Source organism: Streptomyces sp. NPDC037389 (assembly GCF_040636475.1).
Taxonomy (GTDB): domain Bacteria; phylum Actinomycetota; class Actinomycetes; order Streptomycetales; family Streptomycetaceae; genus Streptomyces; species Streptomyces hesseae.
In genome coordinates this window covers 612,366-628,469 of sequence record NZ_JBEZUS010000002.1, presented here as the reverse complement: position 1 = coordinate 628,469, position 16,104 = coordinate 612,366, and the positions used below count along the sequence as shown (strand labels likewise).

Below are 16,104 nucleotides of genomic sequence, written 5' to 3'. Positions count from 1 at the left end.
ATGACGACCTGGGGGCTCGTCATCGAGACGACGACGGGGTCGGCGGAGCGCAAGCACTGGACGGCCGCCGTCGTCGCCCACGTCGAGGGCACGCGCGAGGAGGCTCTGCGAGAGCTCGAGGCGCGTGCCCGGCGCTATGTGCCGCAGCATCCCTTCAGCCCCAGGCGCACCCGCCTGCTGCGGACCGCGGACGGGTTCGCGCAGGTGGTGGACGGGGTGTGGGACACCTTCATCACCCGCTTCAGCGTGGCGGAGCTGCTGTACGACAGCGATCCGCGACCGCCCGAGCCGGACGATCCGGAACCCCCGCTGAACGCCTATGGGGACAGGCGGCCGGAGGACCGGCACGCCGAGCCGTTCCCGCCGCCGGAGCCCAAGCCCCCGCGGCCCGTGCCCGAGCCGGTGCCCGAGCCCTGGGACCCGGCGGAGAAATGGCTGCGCGACGGTTCGGGAAACGGGCCCGGGAAGCCTGACAACCACTGATCGCGAATTGCTAGGGTGCGGCCATGCTCGTCGCCGCCGCAGTATGCCCCTGCCCGCCCCTGCTGGTCCCCGACGTGGCCGCCGGGGCCGCGCCCGAGCTGGACGGCCTGCGGGCCGCCTGCCTGGACGCGGTGGCCGTGCTGGCGGCCGCCCGGCCCGACCGGCTCGTCGTCGTGGGCCCCGCCCCGCACGACGGTGACGGCACCTACCCACAGGGTTCCCCCGGGTCCTTCCACGGCCTGGGCGTGGACCTCGACGTACGGCTCGGCGCGGCGGATCCCGCCGGTGAGCGCCGGCTCCCGCAGTCCCTGGCCGTCGCGGCGTGGCTGCTGGAGCGTACGAAGTGGGCCGCAGCGCCGGTCGAGGGCCTGGGCGTCGGAGCTGGGCTGGAGAGCGGGCGGTGCCTGGAGGCCGGCCGGGAACTGGCAGCCGCGGCGGAGCGGACCGCGCTCCTGGTGATGGGCGACGGCAGCGCCTGCCGCACGGTGAAGGCGCCGGGCTATCTGGACGAGCGGGCCGAGCCCTTCGACGCGGAGGCGGCACGGGCCCTGGGAGCCGCCGACACGGCCGCCCTGGCCGCCCTGGACCCCGGGCTGGCCCGCGAGCTCCAGGCGGCCGGACGCGCCCCCTGGCAAGTCCTGGCGGGCGCGGGGGAGGGCGCGGCGCTGAACGGCGCGCTGCTGTACGACGAGGCGCCGTACGGAGTGGGCTACTTCGTGGCCGCCTGGTCGTAATCCCTCCGGTCGGGGCGGCGCCGGCCGCCCAGCCGGGGGCCGCGAGGTCGCGGCGCGCATACGGCGACGGGCGGGGGGCGCGGGGCCCCGGCGGGGGCGCCTGTGGTGGGTGAGTGGGTGTGGGGGGGGCGGGGGGGGCCGCCCTCGGGCTGGGGCGGGGCGCGCGCCCCCCCGGCCGTCGCCGACTGAGGTGATGACGAGGGTCAGGAGGCCTCGGAGCCCTTGCCGCCGGCCGGGCCCCCGGGCTTGCCGTCCTGCTCGGCCAGGCGGCCGAGGGCGTCCTTGGCCTTGCCCGTACCGGTCCGGATCTGGCTGCTGTACTTGCCCTTGGTCTTCTCGTCGACCACCTTGGCGGCCTTCTCGAGCCCCTGCTCGATCTTGCCCCCGTGCTGCTGCGCGAGATCGCCGGCCTTGTCCTTCAGTGGACCGAGCTTGGCCTTGAGATTGTCCATCAGGCCCATGGTGACCGCCCCTCGTCTTTCCTTGCCGAACCTACTTGCGGGCGCCTTCACCGGCCTCGCTGTCGGCTGCCTTCTCCGCCGACTGCTGCTTCGGGATCTCCACTCCCTCGGCCGTCTCGTCCGCGGTCTCCTCGGCCTTGGCCTCGGCCGCCTCCTCCGGCTGCGCCTCGGCCGTCCCGTCGGCGTCCGTGGATTCCGCCGTCGGAGTGGCAGCCGCGGCCTCTTCCGTTGACGCCGAGGACTTCGACGACGACCTGCCGAGAAGCCTTGCAAACACGCCCATATCTACTCCATTACCTTACTGGTGTGAGCGAAATCCCGCGTCGTCAGGGGCGTCCCATGGCGCCGCTCACGCACGCCGGTCCGCGAACCGGCTCTCGGAACCTCGCAACAGGCAACGAACCCGTCTGCGTCGCGTCACGTCGCTCGTTCGTGGGGTGCTCCGGAGGTTTGGGAGACTGAAGCGGTGAGAAACGCAGCTCCCGCACCCCGGGTCATCGCCGTCGTCGGTCCCACGGCGGCAGGCAAGTCCGATCTCGGCGTCGCCCTCGCCCAGCACCTGGGCGGCGAGGTCGTCAACGCCGACTCCATGCAGCTCTACCGCGACATGGACATCGGCACGGCCAAACTGACCATGGAGGAGCGGCAGGGCGTGCCGCACCACCTGCTCGACATCTGGGATGTCAAGGTGGCCGCGAGCGTCGCCGAGTACCAGCGGCTGGCCCGGGCCGAGATCGACCGGCTGCTCGCCGAGGGCCGCACACCGATCCTCGTCGGGGGCTCCGGGCTCTACGTCAAGGGCACCATCGACGCCATGGACTTCCCCGGCACCGACCCGGCCGTACGGGCCCGGCTGGAGGCCGAGCTCGAGGAGCTCGGCCCGGGCGCGCTCCACTCCCGGCTGGCCGCCGCCGACCCGGCCGCCGCCCGCGCGATCCTGCCCGGCAACGGCCGCCGCATCGTGCGCGCCCTGGAGGTCATCGAGCTCACCGGCCGTCCCTTCACGGCGAACCTGCCCGGCGAGGAGCCCGTCTACGACGCCGTGCAGATCGGCGTGGACGTCGAGCGCCCCGAACTGGACGAGCGGATCACCGTCCGGGTGGACCGGATGTGGGAGGCCGGGCTCGTCGACGAGGTGCGCGCCCTGGAGCGCGAGGGACTGCGCGAGGGGCGCACGGCCTCACGCGCACTCGGCTATCAGCAGGTGCTCGCCTTCCTGGCGGGGGAGTGCACCGAGGAGGAGGCCCGCGCCGAGACCGTCCGGGCCACCAAGCGCTTCGCGCGCCGGCAGGACTCGTGGTTCCGGCGGGATTCCCGTGTCCACTGGCTGAGCGGTGCCGCCGACCGGCGGGCGGAACTTCCCGAGCGAGCGCTGGCGTTGGTCGAACGGGCTATTACAGCCTGATCACGTGATGGCATCGGGACGCTCCGCACGCCATGGGGAGCGTGTCCGACGTGCCATCATCAAGCTTCGATCGAGCCGTGGAGTCCGAGTTGGGAGGGCGCGTGGCGATGGAGGCCGGCCCTCGTGACAGACCGCATCAGCCGCAGTCCTGGGAGGACCTCCCGGCGGCGGCCGGGGGAGAGCCGGACGTGCTGACCCCGGACGGCCCCGAGGAGACCGAGGGGACGACGGCGGACGCGACGGCGCCCGCTTCCTTCCGCGAGCTGCGCCCGCCGCGCAGGCTCCGGCTGTGGCAGATCGCGCCCATCGTCGTGCTGGCGGCCGTCGGCTCGCTGATGTTCGCCTTCCCGCTCGCCTTCGAGTTCGGCGACGGCGGGCCCCTCGTCGCCGTCCTCGGCCTGCTCATCAGTTGTTGCGCCGCCGGCTGGGGCGTGATGGCGGCCCGTCGCGTGGGCTACACCTGGCCGGGCCTGCCGCCGCGCGGCTCCGGGCGGCGCCCGGACTGGCGGTACGTGGCCGGGTACACGGCCGTCGTCGCCGTGGTGGTCCTCCTCGCCGTCCTGCGCGTGGCGCGACTGCGCTGACCCGCGCCGGGACCGGCGGAAGGCGCCCGGGCGGGGACCCGTACCATCGAAGCGTGAGCACCGCGCAGATCGCCTTCCTCAAGGGTCACGGCACCGAGAACGACTTCGTGATCATCCCCGACCACGGCGGGCGCCTGGAGCTGTCCCCGGCCGCTGTCGCGCTCCTGTGCGACCGGCGTGCGGGCATAGGCGCGGACGGCGTGCTCCGGGTCGTGCGCTCCGCCGCGCACCCCGAGGCGCGGGCGATGGCCGACGAGGCCGAGTGGTTCATGGACTACCGCAACAGCGACGGCAGCGTCGCCGAGATGTGCGGCAACGGCGTCCGGGTGTTCGCGCGCTACCTCCAGGCGGCGGGCCTCGCCGAGGAGGGCGACCTCGCGATCGCCACCCGCGCCGGCGTCCGTCACGCCCACATCGCCAAGCCGGGCCCCGAGGGCGAGCCCGGCGGGATCACCGTCGCCATGGGCCGGGCCGAGCTCCCCGAGGGCGAGGTCACCGTCACCGTCGGTGAGCGCGACTGGCCCGCGCGCAACGTCAACATGGGCAACCCGCACGCGGTCTCCTTCATCGACGACCTCGCCGACGCCGGGAACCTGTACACCGCCCCCGCCGTCGCCCCCGCCGCCACCTACCCGGACGGCGTCAACGTGGAGTTCGTCGTCGACCGCGGCCCCCGCCACGTCGCCATGCGGGTCCACGAGCGGGGCTCGGGCGAGACGCGCTCGTGCGGCACGGGCGCCTGCGCCGTGATGGTCGCGACGGCCCGCCGCGACGGCGCCGACCCGGCCGTCCTGGGCCACCCCGTCACGTACACCGTGGACGTCCCCGGCGGACGCCTGGTGATCAGCGAGACCCCGGACGGCACCGTCGAGATGACCGGGCCCGCCGTGATCGTCGCGGAGGGCGTCTTCGACGCCTCCCGCTTCGCTGTCACGGTCTGACGCCCGCAGCCACCGTTCTGACGCCCGCAGAGGCGCGCCACCGTTTGCCGCTCGGCCCGTGTCATGCCTCGGCTCCCTCGAATGGGTGATCCGTTTCACTCTGGGCGAGAGCGGGTGAGCGGTGCGTGATGGGCTCGGTAGCATCAAGCACCGGCCTGGAGGCGTGAGCCGACCGCCGGTCGACGCTGCCGGAGGTGCCCATGGGCGCAGAGGTCACGAACACCGGTGCTCCCGGCCGCAGGCGCGGCCGCCGCATCGACCTGAGACGACTGGGGCGCGCAGCGCTCAGCGGCTCCGGCGCCCGCGGCCGCCTCCCCGATGCCATCGACCACGTCGCGAAGGTCCACCGCGCCCACCACCCCGGGGCCGACCTGGACATCCTCCACCGGGCCTATGTCCTCGCCGAGTCCTCCCACCGCGGCCAGACGCGCAAGAGCGGCGAGCCCTACATCACCCACCCCCTCGCCGTCACCCTGATCCTGGCCGAACTGGGCGCCGAGACCACCACCTTGACCGCGTCCCTCCTCCACGACACGGTCGAGGACACCGAGGTGACCCTCGATCAGGTGGGGGAGGCCTTCGGCGAGGAGGTGCGCTTCCTGGTCGACGGCGTCACCAAGCTGGAGAAGGTCGACTACGGCGCCGCCGCCGAGCCCGAGACCTTCCGCAAGATGCTCGTGGCCACCGGGAACGACGTCCGGGTCATGTCCATCAAGCTCGCCGACCGCCTGCACAACATGCGCACCCTCGGCGTCATGCGCCCCGAAAAGCAGGCGCGCATCGCCAAGGTCACCCGCGACGTACTGATCCCCCTCGCCGAGCGGCTGGGCGTCCAGGCCCTCAAGACCGAGCTGGAGGACCTGGTCTTCGCCATCCTCCACCCCGACGAGTACGCCCGCACCCGTGACCTCGTCCTCGCCCACGCCGATCGCCCCGACCCCCTGGAGGCCACCGCGACGCGGGTGCGCGCCGTCCTGCGCGAGGCGGGCATCGCCGCGGAAGTCCACGTCCGCCGCCGCCATTTCGTCTCCGTGCACCGGGTGCGGATCAAGCGCGGCGAGCTCACCGGCTCCGACCTGGGCCGGCTGCTCGTCCTGGTCGCCGAGGACGCGGACTGCTACGCGGTCCTCGGCGAGCTGCACACCTGCTTCACACCGTTCATCTCGGAGTTCAAGGACTTCATCGCCGTCCCCAAGTTCAACCTCTACCAGTCGCTGCACACGGCCGTCGCCGGCGAGGACGGTCAGGCGGCCGAAGTCCTCATCCGCACCCACCGGATGCACCGGGTCGCCGAGGCCGGCGTCGTCGCCCTCGGCAACCCCTACGCGGCCCCCGAAGCCCCCGACGCGCCGGACGGCGAGCGCGTCGACCCCACCCGCCCCGGCTGGCTCTCCCGCCTCCTGGAATGGCAGCGCGCCACCCCCGACCCCGACACCTTCTGGACCTCCCTGCGCGACGAGCTCGCCCAGGACCGCGAGGTCACGGTTTTCCGGGCCGACGGCGGCACCATCGGCCTCCCGGCGGGCTCCAGCTGTGTCGACGCGGCCTACGTCCAGTACGGCGACGGGGCCCACCACTGCATCGGCGCCCGGGTCAACGGCCGGCTGGCCACCCTCGGCACGGTGCTGCGCGACGGCGACACCCTCCATCTGCTGATGTCCCCCGACAGCGCCTCCGGCCCCTCGCCCGAGTGGCGCGAGCACGCGCGTACGCCGGCGGCCCGGATCGCCATCGACCGGTGGCTGGCCGCCCACCCGGCCCCCGACCCAGCCGCCGACGGCCCCCCGGCGGCGCCGCCCGCCCCCGGCCCGCCCCGGACCGCCCCCCGGGCCGCCTCCGCCGCGCGCGACCCCGTCGCCGTCGTCACCGGAGCGGCGGGCGAGGGCGGGCGGGCGGCCGTGAGCGTCCGGCTGGCGGGTTGTTGCACCCCCGTACCGCCCGACGAGGTCACCGGTTTCGCGGTGCGCGGCGGCACCGTCACGGTCCACCGTGCCCCGTGCCCCGTCGTGGACCGGATGGTCACCTCGGGACGGCAGCCGGTGGAGGTGCGCTGGCGCAGCCCGGACGGAACGGGCGGCGGGGACTACCGCGTGACCCTGCGGGCGGAGTCGTTCAGCAGACCGCATCTCCTCGCCGACCTGACCGAGGCCATCGCGGCCGAAGGGGTCGCCGTCATCTCCGCCGCCGTCGAGCCGCCGTACGAGCAGCGCGTACGGCACACCTACACGCTCCAGCTGGCCGACGCGGCCCAGCTGCCGGAGCTGATGCGGGCGATGCGCCGGGTCCCGGGGGTCTACGACGTCGAGCGGGCGGGCCGGTCGTTGGCGGCCCCGCTGTAGCCCCCGCTCCCGTCGGCTGTGGCCCCGCTCCCGCCTGCCGGGGAGCGGGCCCGTCGATCGTCCGATACGACACTCGTACCAGCATCCAAGACGCTCGTAAGGGTGGGTCGACGCCGCGCCGCCACCGGCGTGCGGGCACGCGCTGGTAGCGGTGGAGCATGTCGCACTCACCCGCCCCCGGGGAGCGTTCCCCGCAGCGCCGGCGCTTCCCGCGTCGCCGGGCCACCCTCCTCGCGGCCGCGGCGGTCCTGGTCATGGGTGCCGCCGCGCCGCCGACCCCCGAGGCCCGGGGGATCGGCGACCGGCTCTTCCCCCATCTTGGCAACCCCGGCTACGACATCGCGGCCTACGACATCTCGCTCGTCTACCACGCCAACGACCAGCCGCTGGACGCCGTGACCCGGTTCGTCGCCCGGTCCAGTGCGCAGCTGGACGGCTTCAACATGGACTTCACCCACGGCACGATCGCCTCGGTCGAGGTCAACGGCGCACCCGCCCAGTTCGCCCCCGCCGGGGAGGACGTGGTCGTCACCCCGACGGAGCCGGTGCCCTCCGGCAGCTCGTTCACCGTCACCGTCCACCACACCAGCGACCCGCGCGGTGAGGGCGAGGGCGGCTGGGTGCCCACCGCCGACGGCCTCGTCATGGCCAATCAGGCCGACGCCGGCCACCGGGTCTTCCCCGGCAACGACCATCCCTCCGACAAGGCGCTGTTCACCTTCCGGGTGACCGCCCCCAAGGAGCTGACCGTGGTCGCCAACGGGCTGCCCGCCGGGCGCACCACCGAGGGGGCGAACACCACCTGGACCTATCGCACCCTCCACCCCATGGCCACCGAGCTCGCCCAGGTCGCCATCGGCCGCTCCACCGTGCCCCAGCGCGGCGGCCCGCGCGGGCTGAAGCTGCGGGACGTGGTGCCCACCGCCGACCAGAAGGCCCTGGAGAGCTGGATCGCCAAGACGCCCGACCAGATCGCGTGGATGGAGAAGCGGGTCGGGAACTACCCCTTCGAGACCTACGGCGTGCTCATCGCCGATGCCTCGACCGGCTTCGAGCTGGAGACGCAGACCCTCTCCCTCTTCGAGCGCGACGTCTTCACCAAGGCCGGTTTCCCCGACTGGTACGTAGAGTCGATCATGGTTCACGAGCTCGCCCACCAGTGGTTCGGCGACAGCGTGAGCCCCCGCGTCTGGTCCGACCTGTGGCTCAACGAGGGCCATGCCACCTGGTACGAATCGCTGTACGCGGAGGAGCGCAAGGGCCGCAAGCTGGTGGACCGGATGCGCGTCGCCTATCAGCTCTCCGACCAGATGCGGGCCGACGGAGGCCCCCCGGCGGCGATCAAGGCACCCGTGCCGGGCAAGAAGATCAGCATCTTCCGGCCGGTCTGCTACGACGGCAGCGCCCTGGTGCTCTACGCCCTCCGCCAGCGGATCGGGGCGGCGGCCTTCGACCGCTTGGAGCGCGAGTGGGTGCGCCGCTACCACGACTCCACCGCCACCACCGCCGACTTCGTCGCCCTCGCCTCCGAGGTCTCCGGCCAGGACCAGGCCCGCTTCCTCCGTCCCTGGCTGTACGAGCGGACGACCCCGCCCATGCCCGGGCATCCCGACTGGAAGACGACCCCGCCGAAACCCGCGTGACGACCCGGCGGCGGCATGGGAACATCGACGGGTCGGCGAGGCGGCCGCCCCCGGGAATCTCCGGAGCGCGCCGGACGTTGTCGATGCCGTGAGCGCCCGCCGTGAGGGCGGGCACCGCGCACAGTCGTCAATCAAGCAAAGGATCAAATGACCTCCTCTTCTTCCCTTCCCCAGGACCGGCAGAGCCTCCCGGAGAGCCTTCGGGCCGACGCCCTGATGGAAGAGGACGTCGCCTGGAGCCACGAGATCGACGGGGAGCGTGACGGCGAGCAGTACGACCGTTCCGAGCGCGCGGCCCTGCGGCGCGTCGCGGGGCTCTCCACCGAGCTCGAGGACGTCACCGAGGTCGAGTACCGGCAGCTGCGCCTGGAGCGCGTGGTGCTGGTCGGCGTCTGGACGTCCGGCACGGTCCAGGACGCCGACAACTCCCTCGCGGAGCTCGCCGCCCTCGCCGAGACCGCCGGCGCGCAGGTGCTCGACGGCGTGACCCAGCGCCGCGACAAGCCGGACCCGGCGACCTACATCGGCTCGGGCAAGGCCCAGGAGCTGCGGGACATCGTCCTGGAGAGCGGCGCCGACACCGTCGTCTGCGACGGTGAACTCAGCCCCGGCCAGCTCATTCACCTCGAGGACGTCGTCAAGGTCAAGGTCGTCGACCGCACCGCCCTGATCCTCGACATCTTCGCCCAGCACGCCAAGTCCCGCGAGGGCAAGGCCCAGGTCTCCCTGGCCCAGATGCAGTACATGCTGCCGAGGCTGCGCGGCTGGGGCCAGTCGCTGTCCCGGCAGATGGGTGGTGGTGGCTCCGGTTCCTCCGGCGGCGGTATGGCCACCCGTGGTCCCGGTGAGACCAAGATCGAGACGGACCGGCGGCGGATCCGCGAGAAGATGGCGAAGATGCGCCGGGAGATCGCGGAGATGAAGACCGGCCGCGACATCAAGCGCCAGGAGCGCCGACGGAACAAGATCCCGTCGGTGGCCATCGCGGGCTACACCAACGCCGGCAAGTCCTCGCTGCTCAACCGCCTCACCGGTGCGGGCGTCCTGGTGGAGAACGCCCTGTTCGCCACCCTGGACCCGACCGTCCGCCGGGCCGAGACGCCATCGGGCCGGATCTACACCCTCGCCGACACCGTCGGATTCGTCCGGCACCTGCCGCACCACCTCGTCGAGGCGTTCCGCTCCACCATGGAGGAGGTCGGCGACTCCGACCTGATCCTCCACGTGGTGGACGGCTCGCACCCGGCGCCGGAGGAGCAGCTGGCCGCCGTGCGCGAGGTGATCCGGGACGTCGGCGCGGTCGACGTGCCCGAGATCGTGGTGATCAACAAGGCGGACGCGGCCGATCCGCTGATTCTCCAGCGGCTGCTGCGCATAGAGAAGCACTCGATCGCTGTGTCGGCGCGGACCGGCGAGGGCATCGAGGAGCTGCTGGCCCTGATCGACGCCGAGCTGCCGCGCCCCGCCGTGGAGATCGAGGCGCTCGTGCCGTACACCCATGGCTCGCTGATCGCCCGGGTGCACAAGGACGGCGAGGTGATCTCCGAGGAGCACACCCCGGAGGGCACGCTGATCAAGGCCCGGGTCCATGAGGAGCTCGCCGCCGAGCTCCAGCGGTTCGTACCGGCCGCCCGGCCCTGACCCCGGCATGGCGAAGGCCCGCCCCGACCACTAGAACTCAAGTCGGTCGGGGCGGGCCTTCGTCCTGTGCGCGGCGCCGCTTCGCGCTGTGCGGCGCCGCTTCGGGCTACTGCTTGCTCGCGAACTTCTGGCTCAGCGCGTCGTAGACGCCCTTGGCCTCCGGACCCAGGCGCGGACCCGCCAGCCAGGTGCTGTTGGCCGGGCCGATCGAGGTGTTGGAGACCAGCACCGGCTTGCCGTCCGGACCGTTGGCGAACCAGCCACCGCCGGACGAACCGCCCGTCATGGTGCAGCCGATGCGGTACATCGTGGGCTGCGACGACTCGATGGTCAGACGGCCCGGCTTGTCCACGCAGTCGTACATCTTCTGCCCGTCGAAGGGCGGCGCGGCGGGGTAGCCCCAGGCCCCCATGCTGCTGATGGACTTCACCTGCGGGGTGCTGAAGTCGACGGTGAGGGCGTTGCCGACCGTCTCCTCCAGGGACTTCCCGTTGCCGTTCTCGGACTTCACATGGAGCACGGAGAAGTCGTACGGGGCACCCGCGCCACCGGTCTCGGCGCCCTGCGTGATCCACTGCGACGACGTCTGCGCCCAGTCCGCCCACCACAGGCCGTACGGGGCGACGTCCTGCACCGGAGCGCTGTTGACCTGCGCCCCCGGGAGACCGTTGTCGTTGTAGGACGGCACGAAGGCGATGTTCCGGTACCAGCCGCCCTTCTGGCCGGCGTGGACGCAGTGGCCGGCGGTCCACACCAGGTTGGACTTGCCGGGGTGTGCCGGGTCCTTGACGACCGTGCCCGAGCAGACCATGTGGCCCTCGGGGCTGTCGAAGAAGACCTTGCCCACCGGGGCGGCGTTGTTGTGGTACGGCAGACCGACGGCCTTGGCGGTAACCGGACGCGGCTCCGGGTCGGTGACGCCCTGGTCGCTCGCCCCGCTGCCCGGCACGGTGCCGGGGGCGCCCTGGGTGGCCAGCGTCTTGTCGCTGGAGTGGGCGTCCTTCATCGTGTCGGGCTTCCAGTGGCCCTTGATGATGGGGTTGATGAAGTCGCGGGCCTCACGGAGCCACTGGTCCTTGTCCCAGTTCTTCCATGCGCCGTCCTGCCACTTCTTCTTCCACTTGTCCAGGTCCCCCGCGGAGATGCCCTTGGGCAGGCCGGGGAGGTCGTCGCCCTTCTGGCTCGCGGCCGCGCTGGGCTTGGTGTCGCCCCCGGCCTTGTCGTCGGACGGGCCGCACGCGGTGGCCGACAGCGCCAGGGCGGCGGTGAGGGCTGCCGCGGCCAGAACAGGCCGCCTTGTCGATGGCATGGAGTGGGCTCCCCCTGTGATCTGTGCGTATTGGGTGGCTCATGCCCGCTATGCGCGCGACATGGCGTGAACTTGTCATGCACCGCCCCGGTGAGGGGCAGGCCCCCACTATGCCGGTGCCGAGGGAGACGGACACGGGCGGGTCCTCGGTTCCGGAACGAAGGATCTTGCGATCGGACCGTGATCCGCAGCTCGCGGCGTCGTTGGTACGTACGGGGGACGACCGACCATCGTTCAGCGGGCAGGAGGAGGTAACCGAGCCATGGCCCAGACCCGACTACCGCCGCCCGCGACGTCCTTGACGCACCGCCCCGGCCGCGCCGGCACCCTCCGGCGGCAGCCGGCCCGGGAGCCCTCGGCCCGGACGTACGCCCGCTCGCTGCCCGTCGTGCCCGTGCGCGCCCGGGGCCTGACCATCGAGGGCGCCGACGGCCGCCGCTACCTCGACTGCCTCTCGGGCGGTGGCGCCCTCGCGCTCGGCCACAATCACCCGGTCGTCTTGGAGGCCATCCGCGCCGTGCTCGACTCCGGGGCACCGCTTCAGGTCCCGGACCTCGCCACGCCCGTCCAGGAGGCCTTCGCGGACGAGCTGTTCGCGACCCTCCCGCGCGGACTGGCCGACTCGGCCCGCATCCGGTTCTGCGGCCCCGCAGCCACCGACGCGATGGCGGATGCCTACCGGCTCGTCCGCGCCGCGACCGGCCGCGACGGGCTCCTCGCCCTCGCTGACGGCGGGTTGGTGGAGGGTGTGCCGGAGGCCGCCTTGGCGGACGAACCGGACGCACGGGATGTGCTGGACGTACCGGGCCTGTGGGTGGCCCGGCTGACCTTCCCTCAGGCCTTCCCGCAGGGGCACGAGTCCCCGGCCGGGAGTACCAGCGCGACCGGTTGTCCGCTCGGCGACGTCCGTATCGAGAACACCGGCCCGACCGGCCGGCCGATCAGCGACGTTCACCGGGACATCCCGCTCCCCGCCGGGCTCGTCGTCGAGCCCGTCCTGGGTGACGGAGTGGTGCCGCTGCCCGACGACCGGCTGCGACGGCTCCGCGACATCACCGCGGCGCGGGCCGTGCCGCTCATCGCTGACGAGGCGTGGACGGGGGCCGGGCGCACGGGCGCCTTCTGGGCCGTCGAGCACAGTGGCGTCGTCCCCGACGTCATGGTCCTGTCCAGGGCCATCGGCGGCAGCCTCCCGCTCGCCGTCATCGTCCACCGCGACGACCTCGGCGCCCGGCCGCGCCATCGGGACGAGGCCGCCGCCTTCCAGGGCAACCAGCTCGCCATGGCCGCGGGCACGGCCACCCTGCGCCACATCAGGGAGAACGGACTGGACCGCCGTGCGGCCGTCCTCGGCGCCCGGATGCTCGAACGGCTGCGGCGGCTCGCGCGGGAGCACGAGTGCGTCGCGGACGTACGCGGCAAGGGGCTGATGATCGGCATCGAGGTCACCGATCCCGAGGCCGGCTCCGCATCCGTTCCCGGAGCCGGGCCCGTGTCCGGCGCGGACGTTCCGGCCCCAAGCCGTCGTGCGTCCTCCGCCATCGCCCTCGCCGAGGACGTACAGCGGGAATGCCTGCGCCGCGGGCTGATCGTCGGGCTGAGCGACCGCCGCCCCCCGGTGATCCGGCTGCTGCCGCCCCTCACCCTCACCGACGAGCAGGCCGAGGCCGTCCTCGACCGGCTGTCCGACGCCGTCGCCGCGGCCTCCCGCACCGTCCGCCGGCACCCCGCCCCCTAGACCGCCGCACCAGACCGCCGAAGGAGGAAGGCGCCGCAGCCCGGCCGGAACGCCGTGACCTGTACGCCGTACCCCGCATGAACGCGTCCCTCCCCACCGACGCCTCCCCCGTCGGCCAGGCCCGGACCCCCGCACTGCCGCGCCGGCAAGGCAGCGCAGGCGAGCACGACCGTCTCGGCGGGCACGGCGTCCGCGCCGAACTGCCCGCCGCCGGACCGCACGGCGTCGCCGAGCCCCTGGACGACCCCGACCCGCGAGCCGCCGCGGACGCCGCCGCCGTGGAGAACCTGTTGCGCTGCTGGGTACGTGAGAACGGCGTCGAACGCCCCCACGGCGACACCCTCTACCTGCCGCTCAACGCCAGCGGCATCCCGCTGAGCGTGCCGGTGCACTACTGGTCCGCCACCGGCTGGCACCGCTTCGGACGCGTCACACTGACCGGTGGCCCCGACGACGCCCCCGCCTTCGACGCCGTCACCCTGGCCGCCCTCCTCGGCCGGGAGGCCGCCCACCGCGCCGCACAGGCCGGCGGCCGTCCCTCCACCGACGACGGTGGCGAACTGGTCGCCCGTGTCGCCGACTCGGCCCGCCGCACGGCCGTGTTCCTCACCGACCGGCGCGAGCGGCCCGCCGACCCGGACGAGGGCGAGCTCTTCCTCTACGGCGAACAGGCCCTGCTCCTCGGACACCCCCTGCACCCCGCGCCCAAGAGCCGGGAGGGCCTCTCGGACGCCGAGGCCGCCCCCTTCTCACCCGAGCTGCGCGGCCGCTTCCCGCTGCACTGGCTGGCCGTCGACCGTTCCGTGCTCGCCGCCGACTCGGCCTGGACCGAACGCGGCCGCCCCGTCGACGCCAGCGCCCTCACGGCCCGCCTCGCCGGACCGGACCTGGAACGGGAACTGCCGCCCGGGACCGTCCCCCTGCCGGCGCACCCCTGGCAGGCCCGCGACATCCGCCACCGCCCGGAGTTCGCCCGGCTCTTTGACGCCGGGCTGCTGCACGACCTCGGTCCGCAAGGCGAGCGCTGGTTTCCCACGTCCTCGCTCCGGACCGTGCACCGGCCCGGGGCCCCCGCGATGCTCAAGCTCTCCCTCGGCCTGCGCGTCACCAACTCCCGTCGCGAGAACCTCCGCAAGGAACTGCGGCGCGGAGTCGAGGTGCACCGGCTGCTGCGCGGCGGCCTCGCCGAGCGCTGGCGGGCCGCCTGCGTCGGCGGACACGGCTTCGACATCGTCCGGGACCCGGCCTGGATCGGCGTCGACGCCCCGGACGGCACCCCGCTGCGAGGGCTCGACACCGTCATCCGCCACAACCCCTTCGGCCCCGGCGACGACGCCGTGTGCCTCGCCGGGCTCGTCTCGCCCCGGCCGTGGGCGGGCCGACAGGGGGCCACCGGCAGGCCCGCCACTCACTCCCGGCTCGCCGACACCGTCGCCCGGCTCGCCTACCGCACGGGCCGGCCCGCCGGAGCCGTCGCCACGGAATGGTTCCTGCGCTACCTGGAGGCGATCGTCCGGCCCGTCCTCTGGCTCGACGGCGAAGCGGGCATCGCCCTGGAGGCCCATCAGCAGAACACCCTCGTCCTGCTGGACGCCGACGGCTGGCCCGTCGGCGGGCGCTACCGCGACAACCAGGGCTACTACTTCCGCGACTCCCACCGCGACGCGCTCGAACAGAGACTTCCGGGCATCGGGAGGGAGAGCGACACCTTCGTCCCCGACGACGTCGCCGACGAACGGTTCCTCTACTACCTCGCCATCAATAACGTCCTCGGCCTGATCGGCGCGTTCGGCTCCCAGCGCCTCGCCGACGAGCACATCCTGCTCGCCGCGCTCCGCCGCTTCCTCAGGGAGGTCGCGTCCGGAGCCTCCCCGGTCCGTTCCACCCTGCCCCGGCGCCTGCTCGAGGAACCCGTGCTGCGCTGCAAGGCCAACATGCTGACCAGGCTGCGCGGTCTCGACGAGCTCTCCGGACCCGTGGACTCCCAGTCGGTCTATGTCACCATCGCCAACCCCCTGGCCACGGCGGCGGGGTGAGCCACGGATGAACGCCGACGCCTACGACGACTGCGCCGACACCGTCGACCTCCGGCTGACCGACGAACTCATCGAGCTCATCACCGCCGAGCACGCCGTCCACGACCTCACCGAACCCGCCGACGCCCACCACTCGCCGGAGCCGGTCCGGTCCGGACTCCACGGCGGCGCGGGCGACTTCCTGGACGGCCTCGCCGACTGGGGACCGGTGGGCACCGACGCGGGGCCGTTCCAGCTCGTCCCGGTACGGATCGAGCGCGACCTGCGGCTGGTCACCCAGTGGATGAACGATCCCGCTGTCGCGGCGTTCTGGGAGCTGGCCGGGTCCGGCGCCGCCACCGTCGACCACCTCCGGGCCCAGCTCGACGGCGACGGGCGCAGCGTGCCCTGCCTCGGAGTGCTCGCCGGGGTCCCGATGAGCTACTGGGAGGTCTACCGGGCCGATCTCGACCCGATCGCCCGCCACTACCCGGCCCGGCCGCACGACACCGGGATCCACTTCCTCATCGGCAAGGTCGCCGACCGGGGCCGGGGCCTCGGCACGCTGCTCCTGCGGGCCGTCGCCGACCTGGTCCTGGAACACCGTCCTGGCTGCGACCGGGTCGTAGGGGAGCCGGACCTGCGCAACACCCCGTCCACGGCGGCGTTCCTCGGCGCGGGCTTCCGGCTGAGCGGCGAGGTGGAGCTGCCCGGCAAACGCGCGGCACTGATGATCCGCGACAGGGCGCTGCGTGCCGTCCTGTGACGATCACGAGGCGGCGGGGGAGGGTCCGGGCCGGCCCCTTTGTGC

14 protein-coding genes are annotated in these 16,104 nt (G+C 73.3%); 11 read left to right on the top strand and 3 right to left on the bottom strand.

Annotated elements, in window-relative coordinates:
• Entirely contained in the window at window positions 1-483 is a 483-nt protein-coding gene (locus AB0E98_RS06375) for a hypothetical protein (protein WP_361699152.1), read from the top strand.
• A gap of 23 nt (window positions 484-506) precedes the next feature.
• Window positions 507-1,217 (top strand): class III extradiol dioxygenase subunit B-like domain-containing protein, encoded by a 711-nt coding sequence (locus tag AB0E98_RS06370; RefSeq protein WP_361699150.1) that lies wholly within the window; start codon window positions 507-509, stop codon window positions 1,215-1,217.
• 203 nt (window positions 1,218-1,420) lie between these two features.
• Here the strand turns inward: AB0E98_RS06370 and AB0E98_RS06365 are convergent, their stop codons facing one another.
• Complete coding sequence (locus tag AB0E98_RS06365; protein ID WP_361699148.1) at window positions 1,421-1,678, bottom strand: antitoxin; 258 nt, start codon at window positions 1,676-1,678, stop codon at window positions 1,421-1,423.
• A gap of 31 nt (window positions 1,679-1,709) precedes the next feature.
• A complete protein-coding gene (locus AB0E98_RS06360; RefSeq protein ID WP_311611003.1) occupies window positions 1,710-1,961 on the bottom strand; it encodes a hypothetical protein in 252 nt (83 codons plus the stop codon).
• Window positions 1,962-2,144: 183 nt separating this feature from the next.
• On the opposite strand from AB0E98_RS06360, the gene miaA reads away from it, so the two are divergent.
• The 6 genes from miaA (at window position 2,145) to hflX (ending at window position 10,231) form a co-directional block, all read left to right on the top strand.
• A complete protein-coding gene (miaA, locus tag AB0E98_RS06355) occupies window positions 2,145-3,083 on the top strand; it encodes a tRNA (adenosine(37)-N6)-dimethylallyltransferase MiaA (RefSeq protein ID WP_361699146.1) in 939 nt (312 codons plus the stop codon).
• A gap of 77 nt (window positions 3,084-3,160) precedes the next feature.
• Window positions 3,161-3,667 (top strand): hypothetical protein, encoded by a 507-nt coding sequence (locus AB0E98_RS06350; protein ID WP_361699144.1) that lies wholly within the window; start codon window positions 3,161-3,163, stop codon window positions 3,665-3,667.
• 53 nt (window positions 3,668-3,720) lie between these two features.
• The gene (gene dapF / locus AB0E98_RS06345) at window positions 3,721-4,608 is read left to right on the top strand and encodes a diaminopimelate epimerase (protein ID WP_361699142.1); all 888 of its coding nucleotides are present in this window, start codon (window positions 3,721-3,723) and stop codon (window positions 4,606-4,608) included.
• Window positions 4,609-4,808: 200 nt separating this feature from the next.
• Window positions 4,809-6,947 carry an HD domain-containing protein gene (locus AB0E98_RS06340; protein WP_361699140.1) on the top strand — a complete coding sequence of 713 codons (2,139 nt, stop codon included), beginning with the start codon at window positions 4,809-4,811 and terminating at the stop codon, window positions 6,945-6,947.
• A gap of 158 nt (window positions 6,948-7,105) precedes the next feature.
• Complete coding sequence (locus AB0E98_RS06335; protein ID WP_361699138.1) at window positions 7,106-8,590, top strand: M1 family metallopeptidase; 1,485 nt, start codon at window positions 7,106-7,108, stop codon at window positions 8,588-8,590.
• A 147-nt stretch (window positions 8,591-8,737) separates the two neighbouring features.
• The gene (hflX, locus tag AB0E98_RS06330; protein WP_361699136.1) at window positions 8,738-10,231 is read left to right on the top strand and encodes a GTPase HflX; all 1,494 of its coding nucleotides are present in this window, start codon (window positions 8,738-8,740) and stop codon (window positions 10,229-10,231) included.
• A 106-nt stretch (window positions 10,232-10,337) separates the two neighbouring features.
• Here hflX and AB0E98_RS06325 read toward each other — a convergent pair whose 3' ends face one another.
• Window positions 10,338-11,540 carry a hypothetical protein gene (locus AB0E98_RS06325; protein ID WP_361699134.1) on the bottom strand — a complete coding sequence of 401 codons (1,203 nt, stop codon included), beginning with the start codon at window positions 11,538-11,540 and terminating at the stop codon, window positions 10,338-10,340.
• A 262-nt stretch (window positions 11,541-11,802) separates the two neighbouring features.
• Here AB0E98_RS06325 and AB0E98_RS06320 point away from each other — a divergent pair, with 262 nt between their 5' ends.
• From AB0E98_RS06320 to AB0E98_RS06310, 3 genes are all read left to right on the top strand, one after another.
• On the top strand, window positions 11,803-13,278 hold the full coding sequence (locus AB0E98_RS06320; RefSeq protein ID WP_361699132.1) for an aminotransferase class III-fold pyridoxal phosphate-dependent enzyme: 1,476 nt from the start codon (window positions 11,803-11,805) through the stop codon (window positions 13,276-13,278).
• A gap of 77 nt (window positions 13,279-13,355) precedes the next feature.
• Entirely contained in the window at window positions 13,356-15,314 is a 1,959-nt protein-coding gene (locus tag AB0E98_RS06315; RefSeq protein WP_361699130.1) for an IucA/IucC family protein, read from the top strand.
• A 7-nt stretch (window positions 15,315-15,321) separates the two neighbouring features.
• Window positions 15,322-16,059: a GNAT family N-acetyltransferase gene (locus tag AB0E98_RS06310; RefSeq protein ID WP_361699128.1), complete on the top strand. Its 738-nt coding sequence runs from the start codon at window positions 15,322-15,324 to the stop codon at window positions 16,057-16,059.
• Window positions 16,060-16,104 lie beyond the last annotated feature (45 nt).